The 1,294-nt window shown below is 49.8% G+C and carries 2 protein-coding genes; both read right to left on the bottom strand.

Going from position 1 to position 1,294, the window contains the following annotated elements; genetic code table 11:
* The coding region (locus ACYVJM_RS32085) for a carboxypeptidase-like regulatory domain-containing protein (RefSeq protein WP_461152207.1) at positions 1 to 696 on the bottom strand (696 nt) is incomplete at its 3' end.
* A gap of 339 nt (positions 697 to 1,035) precedes the next feature.
* Positions 1,036 to 1,294: RagB/SusD family nutrient uptake outer membrane protein (locus ACYVJM_RS32080; protein WP_461152206.1), on the bottom strand; the 259-nt coding region annotated here is incomplete at its 5' end.

Raw genomic sequence — 1,294 nt, 5'->3', positions numbered from 1 at the left:
ATCTTTCAGCACCGACATGCTCTCGATGTCGGCCGGGTTCAACCGGTCGATCCCTCCGGCCCGAGCCGGTACCCCGTCGATCACGATCAGCGCGTCGTTGTTCCCCAGGGTGTTGGAACCCCGAATCTTTATGGCCGCTCCATCGTAGCCGGGCTCCCCACTGGCGTTGGTAGCAATAACGCCCGGCATCCGGCCCGCGATCGAGTTCGACAGGTTAACGGCCGGCGACTTAACCAGATCTGTACCCTTTACAGTGGCTACGGCACCCGTAACGGTTTCTTTCTTCTGCTCGCCATACCCGACAACCACAACCTCGTTCAGCATTTTATCGTCAGATGCCAGCGTAATGTTGATCGTAGACCGGTTGTTAGCGGGTACTTCCTGAGTCAGGAAGCCAATGTACGAGAAAACCAGCGTCTCGTTCCCCCTAGCCAAATTAAGGGTGTAATCACCCTGTGCGGCCGAAACCGTACCCGTTGTGGTGCCCTTCACGACGATACTCACCCCCGGCAGCGCCAGTCCCTGTGCATCGACCACCTTACCCGAAACCTTCGTCTGGGCGTAAGCCCCCACCGATACGAGTAGGCTTAGAAGGAATAATGAACAGAACGCGACCCGTCGACTGACGTCCGAGTTTGTCAGGGAAGCCCCTGTTCTAAATAAAAGGAGCTTTTGTTGTGTAAACATTTTCTGCATGATAAACCTGTTTTTAATAAAGATTCATTCCTGCTAAAAGGAAATATACTCAGCTATTCTACCTATACGTTATTACCCAATGTTTAATATATTTTAACATTAATTGTTGAAATCAGGCAATATTTGGGTTAATCTACGTATAGATTTATCAGAGTATATATGCATGTATTTACTTAGTACTTTATTTAAATAGATTAAGTATTCTACTTAATTTGTTAGCACAAAAAAGTTCAGGGTCCTGCTGGTTGAGTAACCAGCAGGACCCTGAACTTTTCACTATTGGCTAGATCAGGATTACGTTATTGCTCTCCCGGCCTTCCTATTATGGCTTGTTATCCGTTACTCATAGCCCGGATTCTGCACCAGCTTGTTGTTCCGGTTGATCTCGTCCCGGCTGATGGGCAGGAAGTAGACCTTGTCATTCCATCTGCGGTTCTCCTTACCCGTACCCAGATCCTGCACGCTGTACGTATACGTGTAGTTCTCCTTGCTGTACTTGTAGGTCGTCACCGTCTTGCCCGGCTTGAGCTTACCCGTAATCGCAATGATCCGCGCTTGCTGACCCAGGACAGCCGGAGCGATCATCCACCGGCGAACG

It is taken from the genome of Spirosoma pulveris, from assembly GCF_054781875.1.
Note: the sequence above shows the minus strand (reverse complement) of the source record. Positions and strands in the feature narration are given on the sequence as shown.